The 21,667-nt window shown below is 72.8% G+C and carries 19 protein-coding genes; 7 read left to right on the top strand and 12 right to left on the bottom strand.

The features are described from left to right. Positions 1 to 222 precede the first annotated feature (222 nt). From ACFWV3_RS17980 to ACFWV3_RS17970, 3 genes are all read left to right on the top strand, one after another. Positions 223 to 675, top strand: coding sequence for a hypothetical protein (locus ACFWV3_RS17980; protein WP_382412430.1), 453 nt, complete (start codon positions 223 to 225; stop codon positions 673 to 675). An 85-nt stretch (positions 676 to 760) separates the two neighbouring features. After that, positions 761 to 1,474, top strand: a complete 714-nt coding sequence (locus tag ACFWV3_RS17975) for a class I SAM-dependent methyltransferase (protein ID WP_382412429.1) — start codon at positions 761 to 763, stop codon at positions 1,472 to 1,474. After that, positions 1,471 to 2,994, top strand: coding sequence for an FAD-dependent oxidoreductase (locus ACFWV3_RS17970; RefSeq protein WP_382412428.1), 1,524 nt, complete (start codon positions 1,471 to 1,473; stop codon positions 2,992 to 2,994). The genes ACFWV3_RS17975 and ACFWV3_RS17970 overlap by 4 nt, the downstream gene beginning before the upstream one ends. Here ACFWV3_RS17970 and ACFWV3_RS17965 read toward each other — a convergent pair. The 4 genes from ACFWV3_RS17965 to ACFWV3_RS17950 form a co-directional block, all read right to left on the bottom strand. Then, positions 2,991 to 3,833: a MerR family transcriptional regulator gene (locus ACFWV3_RS17965; protein ID WP_382412427.1), complete on the bottom strand. Its 843-nt coding sequence runs from the start codon at positions 3,831 to 3,833 to the stop codon at positions 2,991 to 2,993. The two genes, ACFWV3_RS17970 and ACFWV3_RS17965, sit on opposite strands and share 4 nt — an antisense overlap. Further along, complete coding sequence (locus tag ACFWV3_RS17960) at positions 3,830 to 4,117, bottom strand: WhiB family transcriptional regulator (RefSeq protein WP_382412426.1); 288 nt, start codon at positions 4,115 to 4,117, stop codon at positions 3,830 to 3,832. The genes ACFWV3_RS17965 and ACFWV3_RS17960 overlap by 4 nt, the downstream gene beginning before the upstream one ends. A gap of 182 nt (positions 4,118 to 4,299) precedes the next feature. Beyond that, positions 4,300 to 5,286, bottom strand: a complete 987-nt coding sequence (locus tag ACFWV3_RS17955; RefSeq protein ID WP_382412425.1) for a DUF5914 domain-containing protein — start codon at positions 5,284 to 5,286, stop codon at positions 4,300 to 4,302. Further along, on the bottom strand, positions 5,276 to 6,202 hold the full coding sequence (locus tag ACFWV3_RS17950) for a phytoene/squalene synthase family protein (RefSeq protein WP_382412424.1): 927 nt from the start codon (positions 6,200 to 6,202) through the stop codon (positions 5,276 to 5,278). Before ACFWV3_RS17950 ends, ACFWV3_RS17955 begins: the two co-directional genes overlap by 11 nt. 143 nt (positions 6,203 to 6,345) lie before the next feature. Here ACFWV3_RS17950 and ACFWV3_RS17945 point away from each other — a divergent pair, with 143 nt between their 5' ends. Next, positions 6,346 to 7,422 (top strand): polyprenyl synthetase family protein, encoded by a 1,077-nt coding sequence (locus tag ACFWV3_RS17945; protein ID WP_382412423.1) that lies wholly within the window; start codon positions 6,346 to 6,348, stop codon positions 7,420 to 7,422. Positions 7,423 to 7,440: 18 nt separating this feature from the next. After that, positions 7,441 to 8,901 carry a phytoene desaturase family protein gene (gene crtI / locus ACFWV3_RS17940; RefSeq protein ID WP_382412422.1) on the top strand — a complete coding sequence of 487 codons (1,461 nt, stop codon included), beginning with the start codon at positions 7,441 to 7,443 and terminating at the stop codon, positions 8,899 to 8,901. Positions 8,902 to 9,081: 180 nt separating this feature from the next. Here the strand turns inward: crtI and ACFWV3_RS17935 are convergent, their stop codons facing one another. Genes ACFWV3_RS17935 through ACFWV3_RS17925 form a run of 3 tightly spaced genes read right to left on the bottom strand, consistent with a single transcriptional unit; the run spans position 9,082 to position 12,055 of the window. Then, positions 9,082 to 9,546 carry a MarR family winged helix-turn-helix transcriptional regulator gene (locus ACFWV3_RS17935; protein ID WP_382412421.1) on the bottom strand — a complete coding sequence of 155 codons (465 nt, stop codon included), beginning with the start codon at positions 9,544 to 9,546 and terminating at the stop codon, positions 9,082 to 9,084. Between the two features lie 26 nt (positions 9,547 to 9,572). Next, complete coding sequence (locus tag ACFWV3_RS17930; protein ID WP_382412420.1) at positions 9,573 to 11,588, bottom strand: molybdopterin cofactor-binding domain-containing protein; 2,016 nt, start codon at positions 11,586 to 11,588, stop codon at positions 9,573 to 9,575. Continuing rightward, positions 11,585 to 12,055 carry a (2Fe-2S)-binding protein gene (locus ACFWV3_RS17925; protein WP_382412419.1) on the bottom strand — a complete coding sequence of 157 codons (471 nt, stop codon included), beginning with the start codon at positions 12,053 to 12,055 and terminating at the stop codon, positions 11,585 to 11,587. The genes ACFWV3_RS17930 and ACFWV3_RS17925 overlap by 4 nt, the downstream gene beginning before the upstream one ends. A gap of 101 nt (positions 12,056 to 12,156) precedes the next feature. On the opposite strand from ACFWV3_RS17925, the gene ACFWV3_RS17920 reads away from it, so the two are divergent. Both ACFWV3_RS17920 and ACFWV3_RS17915 read left to right on the top strand, forming a co-directional pair. After that, on the top strand, positions 12,157 to 13,143 hold the full coding sequence (locus ACFWV3_RS17920) for a hypothetical protein (protein WP_382412418.1): 987 nt from the start codon (positions 12,157 to 12,159) through the stop codon (positions 13,141 to 13,143). Then, the gene (locus ACFWV3_RS17915; protein ID WP_382412416.1) at positions 13,140 to 13,973 is read left to right on the top strand and encodes an alpha/beta hydrolase; all 834 of its coding nucleotides are present in this window, start codon (positions 13,140 to 13,142) and stop codon (positions 13,971 to 13,973) included. The genes ACFWV3_RS17920 and ACFWV3_RS17915 overlap by 4 nt, the downstream gene beginning before the upstream one ends. On the opposite strand, the gene ACFWV3_RS17910 is transcribed toward ACFWV3_RS17915, so the two are convergent. From ACFWV3_RS17910 to ACFWV3_RS17890, 5 genes are all read right to left on the bottom strand, one after another. Beyond that, positions 13,939 to 14,229 carry an STAS domain-containing protein gene (locus ACFWV3_RS17910; RefSeq protein ID WP_382412414.1) on the bottom strand — a complete coding sequence of 97 codons (291 nt, stop codon included), beginning with the start codon at positions 14,227 to 14,229 and terminating at the stop codon, positions 13,939 to 13,941. The two genes, ACFWV3_RS17915 and ACFWV3_RS17910, sit on opposite strands and share 35 nt — an antisense overlap. Further along, a complete protein-coding gene (locus ACFWV3_RS17905) occupies positions 14,226 to 18,377 on the bottom strand; it encodes a SpoIIE family protein phosphatase (RefSeq protein ID WP_382412413.1) in 4,152 nt (1,383 codons plus the stop codon). The genes ACFWV3_RS17910 and ACFWV3_RS17905 overlap by 4 nt, the downstream gene beginning before the upstream one ends. Positions 18,378 to 18,492: 115 nt before the next feature. Beyond that, entirely contained in the window at positions 18,493 to 19,380 is an 888-nt protein-coding gene (locus ACFWV3_RS17900) for an alpha/beta hydrolase family protein (protein ID WP_382412412.1), read from the bottom strand. Between the two features lie 40 nt (positions 19,381 to 19,420). Then, positions 19,421 to 20,032 (bottom strand): acetoacetate decarboxylase family protein, encoded by a 612-nt coding sequence (locus ACFWV3_RS17895; RefSeq protein ID WP_382412410.1) that lies wholly within the window; start codon positions 20,030 to 20,032, stop codon positions 19,421 to 19,423. Further along, positions 20,022 to 21,665, bottom strand: coding sequence for an FAD-dependent oxidoreductase (locus ACFWV3_RS17890; protein ID WP_382412408.1), 1,644 nt, complete (start codon positions 21,663 to 21,665; stop codon positions 20,022 to 20,024). The genes ACFWV3_RS17895 and ACFWV3_RS17890 overlap by 11 nt, the downstream gene beginning before the upstream one ends. Positions 21,666 to 21,667 lie beyond the last annotated feature (2 nt).

Genomic DNA, 21,667 nt, shown 5'->3' with positions numbered 1-21,667 from the left:
ACCACGAACGGCCGCCCCTGGCCCGTTCAGGCGAGCGGGCCTGCCCCACCCGGTGGTCGAGATGCCGCCGTCACCCGTGTCCGTTGCTGCGGACGGGTGAACTGCGCTCCGGTCGTCATGCACGGCCACAGGGGTCGTTTGACCATTGACGGTGTTGTGGCGACACAGGTGCGCGGGGGCGCGATCCGGTCGGGGGACGACTGGAGAGGAGACAGGCCGTCGATGGAGCGGCTCGACGACGTGCAGGCCAGGAACCTGACCCTGGCGGCGATAGGGGCGGTGAACCGGCGGGACCACCCGTGGGCCGCCGAGGCGGTGCGGACGCTGGCCCTGGACGACCAGGGGAGGATGGTCGCGGTCGACACGTGCGCGTCGATCCTGCTGCGGGGCGTTCCCTGCGGCGCGCTCGGCGCGTCCGCGCGCATCCCGGTGACCGTCCCGGACACCCCGGCGGACGACCTCGCGGTCGCGGCCGCCTCGGAGCTGCTCAGCGGCCTGGCCTGTGCCGACGACCGGCGGGTCGTGGCCGTGCTGCGGGTGCTGGCGCAGGGGCAGGGGTTCGACGTGCTGCACGTGCTGGTGCGTGCGGCGGCGGCGTGGGTGGACGCGTTCGTGGGCATCGACGGCGACACGGTCGACGCCTACTACGCGGTCTCGAAGGAAGAAGGCGTGTGACGGTCGTGGTGCCGTGCATCGCGACGATCCAGTTCGGACAGCCGCCTGTCGTGCGGAGTCGCCGTGCCGCCCATACGGTCGTCCTGTGAGGTCGGTTGATGCGAACGTGAACAAGCTCGAGGTACCGGGGAAGTTCGACAGGGCCGCTCGCGGCTACGACTTCCTCGTCGGCCTCAACCCGGGCTACCACCAGGCGTTGCGCCGCTCGGCGGGGGCGTTGCGGCTCAAGCCCGGCATGCGGGTGCTCGACCTCGGCTGCGGCACGGGTGCGTCCACGGCGGCGCTGGTCGCGGCCGCGCCGGGGGTGGAGATCGTGGCGGTGGACGCCTCCGAAGGCATGCTGGAGCAGGCGCGGCGCAAGCGCTGGCCCGACTCGGTGAGGTTCGTGCACAGCCGGGCCGAGGACGTGGACGAGGGCCGGTTCGACGCGGTGTTCGCCGCCTACCTGGTGCGCAACCTGCCCGAGCCGGACGCGACCCTGCGCCGCGTGCGGGAGTTCCTCAAGCCCGGCGGGCGGCTGGTGCTGCACGAGTACTCGGTGCGCGACTCGGTCGTCGACACGGCGGTGTGGACGGCGTTGTGCTCGTTCATCGTGCCGGCGGGGTGGCTGGCGACGGGGGACCGGTCGCTCTACACCTACCTGTGGCGCAGCGTGATGGACTTCGACGGCGCCACGGCGTTGCGGGACCGCTTGCGGCGCAACGGTTTCACCGGTGTGCGCAGTGCGCCGGTGCCGGGCCTGCAGCTCGGCGTCGTGCACACGTTCCTCGGGGTGGCACCGGAGCGGGAGCAGCGGTGAGGGATCGCAGGGCGGTGCGGATCCCGGCTCCGGCAGGGAAGGCGCACTTCACCGGGGACGCGCCCGTGGTCGCCGTGGTGGGCGGCGGCATCGCGGGACTCTCCGCGGCGACGTTGCTGGCCGAACGCGGCGCGCGGGTCGTGTTGTGCGAGCGGGAGGACTACCTCGGCGGCCGGGTCGGCGGCTGGAGCACCCGGCTCGCCGACGGCAGCGAGGCCACGATGACGCGCGGCTTCCACGCGTTCTTCCGGCAGTACTACAACCTGAGGGCGTTGCTGAAGCGCGTCGACCCGGCGGGTCGTGCGCTGGTGGGCCTGCCCGACTACCCGTTGCAGCACGCCTCGGGCCACCGGGACAGCTTCGCGGGGCTGCCGACGGCCGTGCCGTGGAACGCGCTGGCGTTCCTGCGCAGCAGCCCGACGTTCCGCTGGAGCGACCTGCCGCAGGTCAACGCGCGCGCCGCGTTGTCGTTGCTCGACGTGTCGGTGCCGAGGATCTACGAGGAGCTCGACGGCATCGACGCGGCGACCTACCTGGAGCGGATCCGCTTCCCGGAGGCCGCGCACGCGCTGGCGTTCGAGGTGTTCTCCCGGAGCTTCTTCGCGCACCCGACGCGGATGTCGGCGGCCGAGCTCGCGGTGATGTTCCACATCTACTTCCTCGGCTCCGACGAGGGCCTGCTCTTCGACGTGGCCGCCGACCCGTTCCCGCACGGCCTGTGGGAGCCGCTGGGCCGCCACCTCGCCTCGCTCGGGGCGACGGTGTGCACCGGTGTGGAGGTCAAGTCCGTGCTGCCGGGGGAGGAGAAGCGGTTCTCCGTCACCATCGGCGACGGCGCGATCGAGGCCGACGCCGTGGTGCTCGCCGCGGACGTCCCCGGCCTGCGGTCGCTGGTCGGGGCCTCGCCGTCGCTCGCGGACGCCGCGTGGCGCCGACAGGTCGGTGAGCTGGAGACGGCGCCGCGGTTCCTGGTGTCGCGGTACTGGCTGGACACGCCGGTCGACCCGGACCGGCCCGGATTCCTCGGCACGGGCGGGCACGACCTGCTCGACAACATCAGCGTGCTCGACCACTACGAGCACGAGGCACGGGCGTGGGCGGCGCGCACCGGCGGTTCCGTCGTCGAGCTGCACGGCTACGCGCTGCCGTCCGATGTGGACGAGCAGTCGGCGCGTGAACGGTTGTGGCACCAGCTCACCGAGGTCTTCCCGGAGACCAAACGCGCCGGGGTGGTGGACGAACGGCACGAGCTGCGCGAGGACTGCCCGCTGTTCCCGGCGGGCGGCTACGCGGGCAGGCCGGGGGTGACCACGCCCGACGAGTTCGTGGTGGTGGCGGGCGACCTCGTGCGCATCGACCTGCCGGTGGCGCTCATGGAACGCGCGGCGACCACGGGGTTCGCGGCGGCCAACCACCTGCTGGGCCGGTGGGGGGTCGCGGGGACCGAGCTGTGGAGCGTGCCGACGGAAGGCCGTGTGCCGTTGCTGCGTTCCGCCGCACGCCGGTGGAGGACTGTCTAGACGTGGTCGAGGACCAGCCTGACCGCGTCGGTCAGGCTGGCGGGCCGGTGCACGAACGGCGGTAGCGGCAGACCCTCCCAGCCGGGTCCGGCCACGGCGATCGACAGGGTGCCGAGCTCGGTGAGCGGCACCTGTTCGGCGAGGTCGGGCCGGTGCGCCCAGATCAGCACGACGGCGGGGCGCAGCCGGGTCACCGCGTCGCGCAGCGCGTCGGCCGGCACCCGTGCCCCGAGGCCGCGCCACTGGCAGTCCACCTCGGACAGCGCCGCCCCGAGCGCCTCCAGTGCGAGCACGTGCTGCTCGTCCGGCGCGCACGACAGCAGTGCGGCGAGCGGGCCGGGACCGTTCGCCCGAGGCACGTCGCGCAACGTCTGGACGACGCTGCCGCTCGCCATGTGCTCGACCTCCACGCCCTGCCCGGTAGCGGCGACCTGCTCGCCGAGGCGCACGAGGCACGGCACGAACACAGAGTCCCACGCGGACACCACACCGTGGTCGGCGATGAGCTTCGCGGCGAGGTCGAGCATCACGGGTTCGTCGAGTCGTTCCGCCGCGGCGAGGAAGGTCCGCTGCGCGCGCCGGGATCCGTCGTCACCGATCGGGGTGCTCGCTCGCGGCGCGGGTTCCTGGCGCGCCAGCACGGCGGCGGCCGCGGCGGCCACCCCCTGGCCGGTCAGCACGACCATGCGGCGCAGCACCTGGACGTCCGCCTGCTCGTAGCGCCGGTGACCGCCCTCGGTGCGGCCGGAGGGGCCCAGTCCGTAGCGGTGGTCCCACGTCCTCAGCGTCGTGGGGGAGATCCCGAGCATGCCCGCGACGGCGCGCGGCGTGTAGGTCACGACCGGCGGGCTCGCTTCGCGAGGATGGCCCGCAGCTCGCTCTCACCGAGCCCTCCCCAGATGCCGAAGGTCTCGTGGACCTCCAGTGCGTGCGAGCGGCACCTCTCCATGACCGGGCAGCGCTGGCAGATGGCCTTCGCCGCGGCTTCGCGCTGGTCACGGGCGGATCCGCGTTCGTTGGGCGTGTGGAAGAAGTAGGCGCTGTCCATACCGCGGCAGAGGCCGCGCAGCTGCCAGTCCCACTCTTCCGCGACCGGTTGGGGCAGGCGGGACAACTCGGGCATGACGCACGTCCTCTGCTGAGACGACCACGGTGGGAGACCCATCGTAAAATCGACTCAGAATCGACGCAAGTCGACGCACGGGCACGTGGAATAGGCCTGAGCTGGGTGTTTGCATCGGGGCCGAAACGAAACGCGCCGCAGCTCACAGCGGAGCCGCGGCGCGTCAGCCGGTCGGTGGACCCTCAGTCGGGGAACCGCCCGGTCCGCCGCAGCGCGTACCGGCGCTCGGCGTAGGCCAGGTCGTCGCGCCACAGCCGCGCCGCCGCCCACTTCATCACCGGCCGCAGCGCTCCCGCCGCGGGCCTGGCCAGCGCGAACCCGCGCCGGTCCGAGTGCGCGATGGTGGCCTCGACGACGGCCGTCCTGCCGTCGCTGATCGGGGTCGCGTGCGTCTCGACGACGCTGCCCTCGCCCTCGCCCTCGACGATGTGCATCACGACCGTGCGCGGCTCGGGGCAGCTGAACGCGGCGAGCACCGGCACCCCGACCTTCCCGGCCAGCCGGAACGTCACCTCGACCAGGAAGCGGTCCTCGGTCTCGGTCGGCGTCTCCAGGACGTGCAGGTTGGCGAACGAGTACGGGTGGAACCACGCGCCGTGCCACGGGTCGAGCCGGTTCGCGACCACGTCCTCCGGGTCGCAGCGGCCGATCAGTGTCGCCACGGCGTCGATCGAGCCCGCCGGGGGCCGTTCGGGCAGCACCGGGGCGTCCAGCGGCTCCTCGCCGCCCACCTGGTCGAGACGCACCCACACGAGCACGCCGTCGTCGTGCGCGGGGTAGGGCGTCCACGCGCCGAACCGCTTGCCCTCCAGGGCGAGCCCGTGCCAGCGGCAGATCAGCTTGCCCTCGGCCACGGCCCCGTCGCACAGCGGCGCACCCAGGTGCGGGCACGAGCCGGAGCCCGCCATCAGCACGCCGTGCGGGCCGCGCCACAGCACGACCTCCTGGCCGGCGATGGTCCGTCCGCACGGCTTGCCCTTGACGACGTCCCTGCTGGCACCCGCGACGAACCAGTTCCCGGACGGGCGCGCGGTGGCCCGCTTCAGGGCCGCCTCGATCAGCGCGGGTTTCGCGTCCTGCCACGTCGGCCGCTGGTCGCGCCACGGCGGGCTCGAGTAGATCCGCAGCGGAATCCGGTCACGCAGGGAAGTCTTCTTCTCAGGCGGCACGGGCGAACACCGCCCTCGCCAGCGCCGGCAGCGCGACCGCGAGCCGCCTGCCGTTCGACACGACGACCCGGCGTGACAGCACGTCGCAGTCCGCGCTCTCCACCAGGTCGAGAATGCGGCCGTAGAGCCGGTAGGCGGTGAGCACGCACGGACGTGACCGGGGCGCGAGCATCTCGATGCCCGGCCATGCCCGCGTGTACACGTCACGCGCGCGCCGGACCTGGTCGCGCAAGGCCGCACGGACCTGCGGGTCGGCGTGTCCCTGCGCCCGCGCGTGCATCAGGCGTTCGCGGTCGACGCCGTGCTCCGCCAGCTCGTCGGCGGGCAGGTAGACCCGGCCGCGGTCGAGGTCCTCGCCGACGTCGCGGATGAAATTGGTGAGCTGGAAGGCGACGCCGAGCGCCGCGGCGGCGGGTTCGGCCTCCTGCCTGGGCACGCTGGTGCCGAGCACCGGCAGGACCTGCAGGCCGATCACCGCCGCGGACCCGTGGACGTACTTCCCGAGGTCCTCGTACGTGGCGTAGTCGGTGACCGTGAGGTCCATCCGCATCGACGCCATGAAGTCCTGGAAGTGCTGCAACGGGATGTCGTAGCGGTGAACGGTGTCGATCAACGCCGCCAGCACCGGGTCGTCCGTCGCACCGGCCGCCAGCGCGGCCTGCAGCCGGGCGTCGATCGCCCCGAGCGCGGCGGCCTTGTCGTCGAGTCCACTGTGGACGTCGTCCACCACGTCGTCGACCCACCGGGCGAACCCGTACAACGCGTGGACGGCGGGTCGTTGCTCCGCGCTGAGCAACCTCGTTGCCAGGTAATAGGTACGGCCGTGCAGGGCGTTGAGCTCACGGCAGCGCCGGTACGCGTCGCGCAACGCCGGGGCGGTGATACCCGCGGCGTCCAGTTCGCGCTCAGCCGACATCAGCGGTCCTTTCGCGGAGATGGTCCCTCCACGCTAAGACCGCGCGTTTAACTCCGCACAACGGCGGCATTCATCATGCAGACCTCCCGAGCCGCTGTTTAGCTCGACCCATCGAACTCCCGCCAACTCCCGAGGGAACGCCGATGTCGCTGCTGACCAGCGTGGACGCTCGCCCGTCGCACGTGGACGACTTCCGGGTCCTCCTCGACGACGCCCTGCACGACTTCCTGAGCGCGAGGCAGGACCTCGCGCCCGAGCTGGCCGCCGAGCTGCGCGGGCTGATCCTGGCCGGTGGCAAGAGGATCAGGCCCACGTTCGCGTGGTGGGGCTGGCGCGCGGCCGGGGGATCGGCCGGCGTCGACGCCATCGTGCGGGCCATGGTCGCGCTGGAGCTGCTGCAGTGCTGCGCGCTCGTGCACGACGACGTGATGGACCGCTCGGCGACCCGGCGCGGCAAGCCCTCGGTGCACGAGTCGTTCGCGGCCCGGCACCGGCACCGGCGGTGGGCCGGCAGCGCGCGCCAGTACGGCGACTCGGCGGCCGTCCTGGTCGGCGACCTCGCCCTGGCGTGGGCCGACGACGCGCTCGTGACGGCCGGCCTGCCCGCCGACGCGCTGACCCGCGCCTGGGGGCCGTGGCAGGCGATGCGCACCGAGATGATCATGGGCCAGCACCTCGACCTGCTGGCCGTGGCCCGCCGCGAGGAGTCGCTGGAGCACGCCGTGCGGGTGGCGGCGCTCAAGACCGCCGCCTACACCGTCGAACGGCCGCTGCACCTCGGCGCGGCGCTCGCGGGCGCGACCGACGACGTCGTGGACAGCCTGCGGGCGTACGGGCACGACATCGGCGTGGCGTTCCAGCTGCGCGACGACCTCATGGGCGTCTTCGGCGACTCGTCGCTCACCGGCAAGCCCGTGGGGGAGGACCTGCGGGAGGGCAAGCGGACGCCGTTGATGTCGATCGCCCTGTCCCGCGCGCAGGACCGGCCCGCTGCCCAGCGGCTGCTGCGGCGGTGCCTGGAGACCGGGGCCGTCAGCGACCGCACGGTGGACGAGGTGCGATCGTTGCTGGTGGAGCTCGGCGCCGTCGCCGCCGTCGAGGAGCACATCGACGGCCTGGCGGCCTCCGGGCTGGCGGCGCTGGACCGAGCCGTGATCGACGACGAGGCGCGCGCCGCGCTGACGAGCCTCGCCAACCGCGCCGTGGCGCGCACGACCTGACCGGGAGACCTTGCAGTGGTGCACGTGGTGAAGGGCCGCACGGACCGTGTGGTCGTGGTGGGAGCGGGGCTCTCGGGGTTGTCGGCGGCGCTGCACCTGCGCGGCGCAGGCCACGAGGTGACCGTCCTCGAACGACACCCGCATCCCGGCGGGCTCGCCGGCCGTCTCGACATCGACGGCCACCGCATCGACACGGGCCCGACCGTCCTGACGATGCCCGAACTGCTCGACGACGCCTTCGCCGCCGTCGGCGCGCGGCGGTCGGACTTCCTGGAGTTGCTCCCGTTGCACCCCGCCTACCGCGCGTCGTTCGCCGACGGCAGCGCGTTGGACGTGCACACGGACGCGGACCGCATGGAACAGGCCGTGTACGACTTCGCGGGCGGTCGTGAGGCGCAGGGCTACCGCGACCTCCGCGCGTGGCTCACCTCGCTCTACGAGGTCGAGCGCGACAAGTTCATCGGCGCGAGCTTCGACTCGCCGTTCGACCTCGTCGGTCCTGACCTGCTCCGGCTCACCCGGCTGGGCGGGTTCGGCTCGCTCGGCCGGGCCGTCGGCAAGTTCCTGCACGACGACCGGCTGCGGCGCGTCTTCACCTTCCAGGCCTTGTACGCCGGTGTCGCCCCACGCGACGCCCTCGCCGCGTACGCCGTCATCTCCTACATGGACACCATCGCGGGCGTGTGGTTCCCACGCGGTGGCATGCGCGCCGTGCCGCAGTCGCTGGCCGACGCCGCCGCTGCCGCCGGTGTGGAGTTCGTGTACGGGACCGAGGTCTCCTCGCTCGAACGGGTCGGCAACCGGGTCAACGCCGTGGTGAGCTCGGTGGGCCGGTTCCCCTGCGACGCCGTCGTCCTGGCCACCGGCCCCGCCCAGAGCACCCGGCTGCTGCACGGCCGCCCACGCCGTGCCGTGCCACTGCGCTGGTCGCCGTCCGCGGTCGTCGTGCACCTCAGCTCGAAGCACGTCGCGGACGACCTGGCGCACCACACGATCTCGTTCGGCGAGAAGTGGGACGGCACGTTCGACGAGATCATCCGCCAGGGCACGCTGATGAGCGACCCGTCGCTGCTGCTCACCACTCCGTCGCTGACCGACCCCGCGCTCGCGCCGGAGGGCAGGCACCTGCAGTACCTGCTGGCACCGTGCCCGAACCTCGACACCGCACCGCTGCGCTGGGACACGTTCGCCGCGCGCTACGCCGCGGAGCTGGTCGAGGAGATGAACGCCCGCAAGCTGCTCGTGGACGCCGAACCGCTCGCGGTGGTGACGCCGGACGACTGGGCGCGCGACGGCCAGGCGGCGGGCACACCGTTCTCGGCTGCGCACACCTTCGCGCAGACCGGTCCGTTCCGGCCGGGGAACCTGCCGTTCCGCGACGGGAACGTGGTGCTGGCGGGCAGCGGGACGACGCCGGGGGTGGGGATCCCGCCGGTGCTGATCTCGGGGAGGCTGGCGGCGGAACGGCTGCGGGGCTGACGCGGCGGCGTGGCGCGGCTCCGACACGTGGCTGCCGGGGTGGCGTGACTGGTGGGGTGACATGGCTGCCGGACACGTCGCTGTCGTCCGGTGTTCCTGTCCGGTGGCGTGGCGGCGACCGGACGAGCGGCGCGTCCCGACCTCCGCCGCCTCACGGCCGCGGCGTCTGCGCCCGGTTCGTCAGCCGCCGGCCGCCGCGATCAGCGCGATCAGCTGCTGCCGGAAGTGCTCGTAGTCGTCCACCGCGCCCAGCAGCGTGTCCGACTCGCGTTCCTCCCGGCGCGCGGCGGCCAGGGCGCGGCGGCCGGGCGGGGTGAGCTTCACCGAGATTCGCCTGCGGTCCTTCGGGTCCTGGCTGCGCACCACGTGGCCGCCGCGCTCCAGGTGCTCGATGGTGCGGCTCATGGTCTGGTCGGTCACGCGGCACAGCACCGCCAGCTCCCGCTGCGAGCGGGGGCCGTCGGCGAGGTGGTGCAGCGTGATCATGCCCGCGTGGGTGAGGCCGCGGCCCGCCAGGAAGTCCTCGAAGCGCTTCTCCACGACGCGGGCCGCGACCGACAGGAGCCTGCCGGTCGGCCAGGAGGCCACGTCGGCGCCCACCTGGTCGGGGCGGTGCACCACCGCCAGCTCGTCTCCCTCGGCCACGGCCCCATCATCCCAGACCTCCGCGCTCACCCCACGTCGGTCCCGAACGGCATGCCGGTGACCGGGCCGCCGTTCGCCAGTGCGGACGCGATGGCCGCGGCGGCCGGGGGATAGGCGAGCTCGCCGAGGCCGCCGAGCGGTGCGTCGGACTGCACGATCGTGACGTCGACGTCCGGGACCTGGCCGTTGCGGGCCCACCTGTAATCGCCGAACGACGACTCCGCGACCCGGCCCTCCCGGACGGTGATCTGCGCACCGAGCACAGTGGACACCGCGTCGGATACGCAACCCTCGACCTGCGCGCGCACGCCCGAGGGGTGCAGTGCCACACCGACGTCCACGGCCGTGTGCACGCGCAGCACTCGGCGGGTGGCCACGTCCACCGCAACCACCACAGCGATAGCCGAGCCGTAGTCCTCGTGGCATGCCACACCTCGTGCGGCGCCGCGCATCGAGTTCCACGGTCCGGTGACGGTGTCGAGCAAGCGGTGCAGGCGTGAGCCGGCGGGCAGCAGCGACTTGCGCAGCGCGATCTGGTCGAGTCCGGCCCGTGCTCCGATCTCGCTGAGGAAGCACTCCTCGGCGTAGAGGAACTGGCCGGCGTAGACGGACCGCCAGAACCCCGTCCGCAACGGCGCCGGCCGCACGGCGACCGTGACGTCGCCCGGTACGGTGTAGGGGAAGTGGTCGCCGCTGGCCTTGATCAGCGCCGGGTTGTTGAAGAACGGCAGCACGGTCAGCGGCCACGTCACGACCTCGTGCGCACGCCGCACAGGCCTGCCGTCCGGGCCGATCTCCGCACTCATCCGATGCACGGACATAGGCCGGTAGGAGTCGTTGCGCGTGTCGTCCGCCCGTGTCCACAACACCTGCACGGGCGCGCCCACCTTCCGTGAGCACGCCACGGCCTCAAGCACCGGGTCGGGCTCGATACGGCGTCCGAACGCACCGCCCGATGCCGCAGTCTCGACGCGTACGGCCGTGGCGGGCACACCGAGCTGACGGGCCAACTGCGTGCGCAACCCACCGGGATCCTGCGTCGGCGCCCACACCGTCACGCCGTCCGGACGCACGTGCGCCGTGGCGTTCATCGGTTCCATCGGGGCGTGCGCGAGCAACGGCATCTGGAACACCCGCTGGAACCCTTCGATCGGTGCCTGCGCGGGCAGCGCGGCGACCAGGTCGGCGAGCCACGTGCGGCTATCGGCCGTGGGAGTGCCACCGCTCCACGTGACGCGCAAGGCGTCACGGCCCTTCATCGCCTGGTGCGTCGACCGCGCGACGACGGCCACACCGCCCTGACCGTCGGCGGGCGCGGTCAACGTCACCACGTCGACGACTCCGGGCAGAGCGCGCGCTGCCGTGTCGTCGATGGTCGAGGGAACCGCACCGAGCCACGGCGGCCGTGCCACCACCGCGACGAATCCACCCGGCGGTCGCGAGTCGATGCCGTAGCGCGTGCGTCCGGTGACGATGTCACGCGCGTCGACCCGGCCGCTCCGGGTCTTGCCCAGCAGCCGCCACTTCTCCGGCGGAGTGAGCGCGACGGGCACGGTCGCGGGGTCCAAAGCTGCGGCACCGCGCACGAGCGCCCGGTACGGCAGCCTGCCGCGGCGCGGGTGGCAGACGGCGCCGTCCCGCGCGGAGCACTCGGCGACCGGCACGCCCCAGCGTTGCGCGGCAGCGGCGACGAGCAGGCAGCGCGCGGTCGCGGCGGCCGTGCGGATCGGGGTGGCCAGCTGCCGGACGGACGACGAGTTGGCCACCGACTGCGACCCGAACCGCTCGGTGTCGCCGTGCGCCTGTTCCACAGCCACGTCACCGACCCCGACCGCCAGCTCCTCGGCGACCATCAGCGCCACCACCGTGCGCACGCCCTGACCGGTGTCGGGCCGGGGCGCGGTCGCCGTGACGCGGCCCTGGTCGTCCAGCCGCACGAAGACGTTGGGGGTGAAGCCCTCGGCGGCGAGGGCGGGCACCGGGATCGCCACGACCAGCGCGCCGGCTCCCGCCCCGCGCAACAACGTCCGCCGGCTGATCACCGCTCCTCCCGGATGATCCGGCTGGCCCTGCGCACCGCCGCGCGGATGCGCGGGTACGACCCGCACCGGCACACGTTGTCCCGCAACGCTTCCTCGATCGCCGCGTCGTCCGGGTCCGGGTCGCGGGCCAGCAACGCGGCCGCCGCCATCACCTGCCCCGGCTGGCAGTACCCGCACTGCGCCACGTCGAGCTCCCGCCACGCGCGCTGCACCGGGTGGTTCCCGTCCCGGGACAGGCCCTCGACCGTCGTGATCCGGGTGCGGACGCTGTCCGCCGTCGTGCGCACGCAGGGCCGCGCGGCCGCACCGTCCACATGGGACGTGCAGGCGCCGCAGACACCGACTCCGCACCCGTACTTGACGCCTGTCAGACCGAGCTCGTCGCGCAACACCCACAGCAGGGGAGTGTCGCCGTCGACGTCCACCTCGTATCGTTCACCGTTGACGCGCAACAGATATCGGGCCACCGCGGGGTCCTCCTGAAATTGTTCAGTCGACTGAACGTAGCGGGGTGCGCGACGGCGGGCAAGGTTTGTTCAGCGAGCTGAACATCTGCATAATGCTCAGCGTGCTGAACGATGTGCGGCGGTCGAAGAACGCGGTCCTGGGCTGGGGAGTGGTGGCGAGCGCGCTGCTCACCGGCCTGGTGTGGCTGCTCGGGCAACGGCTCGACGTCACTCTGCTGCCCGACCAGGGGGCGTCCTGGTACTACTGGAAGCTCCCGGACCCCACCTTCTGGACCAGGGCGTCCGCCTGGGTGGGCTACGCCGCGCACCAGCTCGTGTCGTGGGGCCTCATCTACTACGCCCAGCGGCACGTCCGCCGCTACACCACCGGCCTGCATCGGCTCAACGTCGTGGCGCTCGCCGCGAACGCCGCCTTCATCGGGCTGCACGCGCTGCAGACGCAGGTGTTCTACGACGGTCTGGCCCAGGACGTCTCCATCTTCAGCTCGCAGGGTTCGGTCGTCCTGCTGCTCGTGGTGGTCCTGCTGATGGAGAACCGCCGCCGCGGCCTGGTCCTCACCTGGTCCGCGCCGATCTCCGCCCAGGTCGTCGCCTTCGCCCGCCGGTACCACGGCTACCTGTTCAGCTGGGCCGCGATCTACACCTTCTGGTACCACCCGATGGAGTCCACGAGCGGGCACCTGATCGGGTTCTTCTACATGTTCCTGCTGCTGGTGCAGAGCAGTCTGATGTTCACCACCGCACACACGAACCGCTGGTGGACGCTGACCCTCGAACTGCTCGTCGCCGTGCACGGAACGCTGGTCGCGGTGATGAACTCCGGTCCGGGCGGTGCGTGGCCGATGTTCTTCTTCGGCTTCGTGGCGATCTTCGTGCTCACCCAGATGCACGGCGTCGGGCTGAGCACGGCGGCACGGTGGTGGATCGGCGGCGCGTTCGTGGTCGCGGCGCTCGGCGTGTACTCCTGGCGCGGGTTCGGCAGGATCGACGAGGTGGTCCGCATCCCGTTGATCGAGTACCTGCTGGTGGCGGTGCTCGCCCTGCTCGTCTGGGCCGGTGTCAGGATCACGAACGCGGTCCGCTCGTGAGGCGGGTCCCGGCGGCGCTGTGCGTGCTGGCGCCGGTCGTCCTGCTGGTCCTGGGCTGGGGGCCGCTGGTCCACGGCCACCCCGCCCACCTCGTGCTGCTCGGCGTGGTCGTGCTCGTCGGCATCGCCGCTTTCCGCGCGCCCACGTGGCTCGCGGTGGTGCTCGCCGTCGTCCTCATCGCGCCGCTGGTGTACCTGCAGCCGTTCGGGGCCACGGACCCGCCGGGCGACGAGACCGTGCTCCGGCCACCGGGGGAGCCGAAAGCCGGCCTGGTGTTCCACCCCGGCGCTCGCGTGGACTACCGCGCCTACCTGAAACTGCTCGACCGGGTCGCCCAGCAGGGGTTCCTCGTCGTGGTGGTCAAGGAACCGCTCGACATCGCGCTCCTCGGCTCGGACACGGCCGATCTACGCGCCGAACATCCCGACGTGCCGGTGTGGGCGGTCGGCGGCCACTCGCTGGGCGGTGTCGCCGCCGCGCAGGAAGCCTTGTCCGACAACGGGATCCGCGGTCTCGTGCTGTGGGCGTCGTACCCGGTCGACGACCTGTCCGGCCGCCGGGACCTCACCGCGTGGTCGATCCACGGCGAGAAGGACGGCTTCACCACGCCGCAGGACGTCGCGGACTCGAAGAAGCTCCTGCCGGCGGACACCCGGTTCGAGCAGGTCCCCGGTGCGGTGCACGCGTTCTTCGGCGACTACGGCGACCAACCGGGCGACGGCGAGCCGACGGTCTCCAGGGCCGAGGCGCAGGAGAGGATCGTCGCGCTCACCGCCGAGGCGCTGACCGCGGTCGCTACTCCATCCCGCGGACCGTCGCCATCGAGGTGAGGCCCGACACCTCGATGATCGGCGCGAGCAGCGGCGTGACGACGAGCTCCGCGCGTTCGGAGTGGATGAACAGCACGCTCATCCCGGCGCTGTCGACGTAGGTCACCTCGGTGAGGTCGACGACCAGCGGGCCGGTGGTGTCCTCGAGGGCGGCCGCGAACGCGTCGCTGTTGCTGAGGTCGATCTCGCCCACGGCGGTGACGACGGACCTGCCCTGCTCGTCCGTGGTCTTGGTCAAGGTCAGCGGAGTCGTCATCGGGAAATGATCACCTGCATCGTCACGGTCGTACCGGTGGGGTCGGGGATGATGGCGACGTCGTCCATCATCGTCTGCATGATCTTCGTACCCCGGCCGCGCCGGGCGGTGGGGTCGACGACCGGAGTCTTCCACGTGCCGGTGTCGGCGACGGTCGCGAGCAGCCCCGCTACGCCCGACGTCTCCAGCCGGATGCGCACGTTCTGGCGCCTGGTGTCGTCGTAGGCGTGCTCGATGGCGTTCGCGCACGCCTCGCCGACCGCGAGCAGGACGCTCTGGGCGCGCCCCGTCGAGAACCCGCACTGCCGCAGCCAGCCGCGCAGCGTGCGGCGGGCGCTGTGCAGCTGGCCGGGCTCCGCGGGGAACGTCATGTCCAGCGGCGCCGGGTGCCGGTACATCAGCAGGGCGACGTCGTCGTCGTAGCCGCCGGCGGGGGAGAGCGCGGTCATGATCTGCCCGGCGAGGTCCTCCAGCCCGTCGGCCCGTCCCTCCTGGACGGCGCGCGCGGCCTTCTCGATGCCCTCGGTCAACGAGCTGCGGCGCCGTTCGACGAGGCCGTCGGTGTAGGTGAGCAGCGTGGACCGCGGCGGCAGCGTGCACTCCGCCTCCGTGCGCAGCACGCCCAGCTTGACCGCGAGCGGGATCGACCGGCCACCTTCGAGCAGCTGGGTGGTGCCGTCGGCCAGCGCCAGGATCGCGGGCGGGTGCCCGGCGCTCGAGTAGGTCAGGTGCCCGGTGTCGGGGTCGAGGACACCGCAGAACACCGTGGTGCACAGGGCACCGGGCACTCCGGCGGCGAACTGGTCGAGCGTCATGAGAGCGCGTGCGGGCCCGATCTCCTGCAGCAGCAACGCGCGGCACGCACTGCGCAGCTGACCCATCACGGCGGCGGCGGTGAGCCCGCGGCCCACGCAGTCGCCGACGACGATGCCGATCCGCCCGTCCGGCAACGGGAACGTGTCGTACCAGTCGCCGCCGACCTCCAACGGCCGCGCCGCCGGTTCGTAGCGCACCGCGAAGCCGCCCGGCAGGTGCGACGGGCCGAGGATGGCGCGTTGCAACGCCAGCGCCGTCTCGCGCTGCTGGTCGATCTGCCGTGCGCGGGACAGGCCCTGGGCGAGGTGACCGGCCAGCAACGACAGCAGCAGCTCGTCCTGCTCGGTGAACTGGTGGCCCTCGCCGAGACGCAGCCACAGCACCATCGGCCCGTCCGGGTGCTCGACGGTGACCGCCGTGCTGCCGTCGCCCACGAAGACCGGGATGAGCGCGGGGTGGTCCGTCAGCGCGGTGAGCGTCGCGCGCTGGCCCTCCGGCAGGGCGTCCCACGAGAGGTCACCGGCGGCGCTGGTGACCCGCGGCGACTCGTGCAGGCCGAAGACCACGGCCACGACCTCGGTGCGCCACAGGGCCCGCAGCTGGTCGAGCGCGCCGGCCAGCGACTCCGACGTGCTCGTCGCGCGGGACAGCCGCACGCTCATCTCCGCGAGCGCCGTCTCCCGCCTGCGGGCGTGGTGCTCGGCCGTGACGTCGCGGAACGTGCCCACCGTCATCGTGCGGCCGCTGTCCGGGTCGCGCGCGGGGTTCATCAGCGCGCTGATCCACAGCCGCCGGCCGTCGCGGTGCGTGACCTGGAGGGTCTGGGCGAGCTGGTCGCGTCCCGACCGCGCCTGGAACGCGTCCGCGAACTGCTTGCGCGCCTCGGGATCGGTCTGCTCGTCGGGCCACCACGGGTGCGGCGCGGGCAGGGGCAGGTCCTCCGGCCCGTAGCCGAGGATGTCCGTGAACGCGGCGTTGACCTCGACGACCGCGCCGTCGTCGTCGCAGACGAAGAACGCCTCCTGCAACGACTCGATCAGCGCGTCCCGCCAGCGGGCGTGCTGGCCGCGCAACCGGAAGAGGTCCACGTTGGCCCGCACCCGCGCCAGCAGGTCGGCGGCCGCGAACGGCTTGACCAGGTAGTCGTCGGCGCCGGCTCGCAGGCCCTCGCCGGACGCCTCCTGCCCGGCGCGCGCGGACAACAGCAGCACCGGCACCGACATCGTGCGCGGATCGGCGCGCAATGCCGTGACCAGCGACAACCCGTCCATGCGCGGCATCATCACGTCGCTCACGACCAGGTCGGGCGGGTCCGTGCGGGCCGTCTCCAGCGCCGCGATGCCGTCGGTGACCGTGCGGACCTCGTACCCGGCCCTGACCAGCAGCCGGGTGAGGTACTCGCGCATGTCGGCGTTGTCGTCGGCGACCAGCACGGTGGCCGGCACCTCGGGCGCGGCACCGGCGGTCGAGCTGAGCAGCAGGTCGTCGACGGTGAGGCCGGGGTCCGGCAGCCACCGCAGCGCCTCCTGCACGTAGGGGACGGCGATCTCCGACGGCGCGGGGAGCACGGGCGCCTGCGACAGCGCGTCCGCGGGCAGGTGCGCGGTGCCGAACGGCAGCTCGATGACGAAGCTCGTGCCCTCGCCCTCGGTGCTGCGGACGTGGACGACGCCGCCGTGCAGGCCCACCAGCTCCTGCACGAGCGCGAGCCCGATGCCGCTGCCCTCCTTCGACCGCGACCAGGTGTGCTCGATGCGGTGGAAGCGCTCGAACAGCCGGGGGATCTCGTGTTCCGGCACGCCGACCCCGGTGTCGGCCACCGTCACGACCGCTCGGCCGGCACCGGCCCGCACGGTCACGCCGACCGACCCCTCGACGGTGAACTTGAGCGCGTTGCTCAGCAGGTTGAGGACGACCTTCTCCCACAGCCCGGGATCGACGTAGACCGGTTCGGGCAGCGGCGGGCAGTCGATGTCGAAGCGCAGCCCTGCCTTCTCGACCGCGGACCGGAAGACGCTCGCGAGCTCGGCGGTGACCGTCGCCAGCTCGACCGGCTGGTAGTTCGCCTGCATGCGGCCGGCTTCGAGCCGGGAGAAGTCGAGCAGCGTGTTCACCAGCTTGCCGAGCCGCTGGCCGTTGCGGTGGATGACCTCCAGCTCCTGCGCCGCCTGCGGGTCGTCCTGGGCGAGCCGGTCCCGCAGGTCGCCGACGGGACCCATGATCAGCGTGAGCGGGGTGCGGAACTCGTGGCTGATGTTGGAGAAGAACGCGGTCTTGGCGCGGTCGAGCTCGGCGAGCTCCTCGGCCCGCCGCCGCTGGGCCCGGAAGTCGCGGGCGCCCGCGATGCCCGAGGCCATCGTCCCCGCCACGAGCTCGACGAACCCGCGGTAGCCGTCGTCGAACTCGCGGTGCCGGTTGAGACCCGCGACCAGGAACCCGTAGGGCGAGCCGCCGGGGCGTTGCAGCGGGACCACCAGAGCCTGCACGGGAGGCTTCTCCCAGGCGCCCGTGGGCAGCCCGGTGCGGCCGTCGAGGTCGACCAGGACGGTCTCGCCCCGCTTCGCCGCCGCCACCGGCCACACCGAGTCCTCGTCCTCCGGCCACACGCTCGGCGGCGCCGCCTCGTGACCGGGCACGATGCCGGTGGCGCCGGCCAGCCGGGCGTGACCGTCCGCGAAGACGTAGGTGATGGTGAACGGCAGGTCCCGCTGGTTGCGATCGAGCTGCGCGCAGGCGAACGCCAGCACGTCCTGCTCGTCGCGCGCCAGGCTCGGGTCCGAGCCGAGGTCGCGCAGGGTGGCCATGCGCCGCTCACCGATAACCCGGTCGGTCTCCTCGCTGACCACGCACAGCATCCCCGCCACGGCGCCGCTCTCGTCGCGCAACGGGCTGTAGGAGAAGGTGTGGTAGCTCTCCTCCGAGTACCCGGACCGCTCCACGAACAGCCGCAGCGCCTCGTCCCAGGTCGCCTGCCCGGTCGCGAGCACGCTGTCGACCCTGGGACCGATGTCCTCCCAGATCTCCTCCCACACCTCGTGCGCCGGACGACCCAGCGCCCACGGGTACTTGCGGGCCAGCGTGTTGAGCCGATAGGCGTTGTTGCAGAAGAACGTCAGCTCCGGCCCCCACGCGAGCCACATGGAGAACCGGGACGACAGCAGGATGCTGACGGCCGTGTGCAGGCTCTGCGGCCACCCCTCCGGCGGACCGAGCGGCGTCGCGGCCCAGTCGACGGCGGCTAGGTCCCGCCCGACCAGCTGGTCCTCGGAGAACACGTCGCCGATCGAGGGCGTGCCGGGTCTGGGCCCGCTGCTGTCCTCAGAGCGCGTCACCGACCGATCCTCCACATCTGGACGAAAGTTGACCAGTCCAGGGTGCCCAATTTCGGAGGCGGTCGCACAACCAGTGGCGAGCGGCGTGGTGTGACGCCGCTCGCGCACCTGGTGGTTACTCGGTGCCCTCGAACGCGACGGCGGGATCGGTGCGGGCCGGCTGCCCCCACACGAGGTCGCGCGCCGCGGTGTCACCGGCGAGATAGTGGCGCAGCCACGAGGTCATGACCCGCTTCGCCGCGGTGAGCTGGGCGGCGCGGGTGATGGACCCGTTGTCGCAGAACAGGCCGGACGAGTCCATGAAGCCGCAGTGCGAGCCACCGGTGATCGTCCGCAGCTGCCGGGACGGGGGCTTGGCCGCGAAGATCGGCCGCTGGTGCTCGGCGACCGGGGCGATGGTGTCCTGCGACCCGGCGAGGAACTGCGCGGGACTCGCGAGCGTCGCCGCGGCGGCCTTGGCCGACGGGGTCGTCTCGGCGGCCGCGTAGGTGGAGATCGCCGTGATCCGCGGGTTGCGCGCGGCCGCGAGCACCGCCGCGCCGCCACCCATGGAGTGCCCGGCCGCGCCGAGCCTGGCCGTGTCGACGTGGTCGCGGAACCGGCCGCTGTCCTGGCCGGTGAGCCAGGTGAGCGAGGCGTTGAGGTCGTCGGCGAACGCGCTGTGGCTGGGGCTGAGACCGCCCTGCGTGGTCGGCACGATGACCACGAACCCCCACGACGCGAGGTGGGTGTTGGTGCTCGTGTACTGGGAGGTGGCCTGGAAGAAGCCGTGGCCGAACGCGACCGCGGGGAACCTCCCGTTCGCGACCGGCTGGTTCGCGCCGGCGGCGGTGGCGGGGTAGTGGACGCGGGCGGGCACGGACCGGCCGTCCGCCACGGCCGTGACGTCGCTGTACGCCACCGGGTACGAGCCGGGCAGCCCGTAGTCCGGTGGCGCGGCTAACGCGGTGGGGGCGGCCACGGTGGTGGCCAGCAGGGCAAGGGTCATGGCGAGAGCTCGCATGAACCGCTCCTCGTGAGATGGGTGGGACTCGCAGGGGTCATCACTCGCCGAACCGCATGCGCAGGGCGGTGACGGCGAGGTGCAGGAGGGGGCGGGTGGTGAGGCGGGCCAGGGGGCTGGAGGGCGGGGTCCGCCAGCGCAGGCGGGTCAGGCGGACGCGAGCCGCGGTGTGCAGGGCGGTGCGGACCGCGGTGCCGTTGAGGGACTGCCAGACCGACGTCGTGAGCCGGACCGGCAGGGACGGCGAGCGGCGGGGGAGCTCCTCGGCGGTGGCAAGGGTGACGTCGCCGGCCGCCGCGGCCGCTGTCAGTCGCGGCTCGGCTTCCAGCGTGAACTCCGCCATCTCCTTCGGGATGCCCCACATCGCCCGCGCCCCACGCCGCGAGGTCTCGTCGTCCACCCAGATGTCGGTGATCGACAGGCCGACCCGGAACCCCTTGCGCACCACCACGGCCACCATCAGCTCGCGGTAGGCGAGCAGGCCTGAGGCGTCGTAGTCCACGAACGCCGACACCACCAGGGCGCGGCCGAACAGGGACAGCGGCACCACGCCCGGCACGAACGGGGAGATCGCCGGGCGTGGTGCCGTGGACACCGTGAGCCAGCCTCTGCCGCAGAGGCGCCACGGTGCCGGAGGGTGGTCAGTGGACATCGGTCGCCTCCGGGCGCAGGGCTGCCGGGGCGTGGGCCGGGACGGCGGGCCGCTGGGGGTGCACGGGACGCAGGCGGGCGTACGCGGTGCCGAGCGGTGGGCGTGGGTCCGGGTCGTTCTTGTTGGGCCACAACGACATCGCGCGTTCGGCGAGTGCGGTGATGGTGAGGGCGGGGTTGACGCCGAGGTTGGCGGGGATCGTGGAGCCGTCCACGACGTGCAGGCCGGGGTGGCCGTGGACGCGGTGGTACGGGTCGATCACGCCGGTGTCCGGGGAGTCGCCGATCACGCAGCCGCCGATCAGGTGACCGGTCAGCGGGACGTCGGCCAGGTCGTTCCACGCGCCCCTGGCCACGCCGCCGGCCCGGCGCGCGAGGGCCCTGGCCACGGTGTGGCCCGCCGGGATCCACGACGGGTTCGGCGCGCCCTCGCCCTGGCGCGTGGTCAGGCGGCCGTGGCGCAGGGACGTGGTGAGCGAGTTGTCGAGGCTCTGCATCACCAGCAGCGCGATCGTCTCCTCCGACCACCGCCGCGGGGTGTGCAGGCGCAACGCCGTGCGGTACTCGGCGCGCAGCTGCGCCAGGCCGCGGCGCAACCGGTGCGGGCCGCCGTCGACGAGGGTGGTCATGAGCAGGCCCAGCAGGTTGCTGCCGCGCCCGTACCGGACGACCTCCACGTGCGTGTCGGCGTCCGGGTGGATCGACGACGTGATCGCGAGGCCGCGGGTGTTGTCGATCTGCCCGCCCGGTACCCGCACCGCCACCACGGCCTCGGAGTTGGTGCGGCACAACGTCCCGAGCTTCGGGGACAGGCCGCGCAGGCTGCCCTGGGAGCGGAGGCGGTGCAGCAGTCGCTGCGTGCCGAGCGACGCCGCCGCGAAGACCACCTGTTCGCTGGTGAAGACGCGTTCCGCACTGCCGCCGGTGCGCTTGGTCCGCACCGCGTAGCCGTCGGCGACGCGGCGCACGTCGGTCACCGTGGTCAACGGCCACACCTCGGCACCGGCGCGTTCGGCGAGGTGCAGGTAGTTCTTCGGCAACGTGTTCTTCGCGTTGTGCCGGCAGCCGGTCATGCACGCGCCGCAGGCGATGCAACCGTTGCGGCGCGGCCCCGCACCGCCGAAGAACGGGTCCTCGCCGTCCGGTCCGAAGTGGACGCCCACGTGCGCCGGGCGGAACGTCGGCTCCACCCCGAGGTCGACGGCGACCTCGCGCAGCAACCGGTCGGCGTCGGTGCGGCACGGGTTCTCGACGACGCCGAGCATCCGGCTCGCCTGGTCGTAGTGCGGCGCCAGCTCGGCCCGCCAGTCCGTGATGTGCGCCCAGCGCGGGTCGCGGAAGAACGACTCCGGCGGCTCGTACAGGGTGTTCGCGTACACCAGCGACCCGCCGCCGACGCCGGCACCGCTGAGCACCAGCACGTCGCGCAGCGGGGTGATCCGCTGGATGCCGGTGCAGCCGATCCCCGGCGCGAACAGGTAGTCGCGCAGCTGCCACGACGTGCGCGGGAACTCGTCGTCGGCGAACCGGCGTCCCGCCTCCAGCACGCCCACCCGGTAGCCCTTCTCGCTCAGCCGCAGGGCGGTCACCGCCCCGCCGAACCCCGAGCCGACCACCAGCACGTCGTAGTCCACGG

Origin of the sequence: Lentzea sp. NPDC059081 (genome assembly GCF_042738015.1) — a bacterium.
Taxonomy (GTDB): domain Bacteria; phylum Actinomycetota; class Actinomycetes; order Mycobacteriales; family Pseudonocardiaceae; genus Lentzea.
The sequence above is the reverse complement of the archived record's forward strand: the minus strand, read 5'-3'. Positions and strand labels throughout refer to the sequence as shown.